The organism is Algoriphagus sp. PAP.12 (assembly GCF_026652115.1).
Classification (GTDB): Bacteria; Bacteroidota; Bacteroidia; order Cytophagales; family Cyclobacteriaceae; genus Algoriphagus.
The window spans coordinates 1-217 of sequence record NZ_JAPPSQ010000099.1 but is presented as its reverse complement, the minus strand read 5'-3'; the positions used below and the strand labels follow the sequence as shown (position 1 = coordinate 217).

The window sequence follows — 217 nt, the reverse complement described above, 5'->3', positions numbered from 1 at the left end:
TGGAGAGAATGTGGGAAGCTACGCGATCAACTTGGGAAGCCTGGATGCGGGTATGAACTATGCGATCAATTATACCGGAGCCAGCTTCACGATCACCAAAGCCACAATCACGGGAATCACCTTTGCAGACGGAATATTCGTGTTTGACGGTACTGAGAAGAGCCTAGCCATCACAGGAACGCTTCCATCTGGAACATCGGTAGCTTATACAAACAAC

At 48.8% G+C, this 217-nt stretch carries 1 protein-coding gene; it reads left to right on the top strand.

The window, feature by feature from the left end; all coding sequences use genetic code 11:
• Positions 1-217, top strand: a 217-nt coding sequence (locus O0V13_RS21635; RefSeq protein WP_268037091.1) for an MBG domain-containing protein, incomplete at both ends; no start/stop codon positions are given.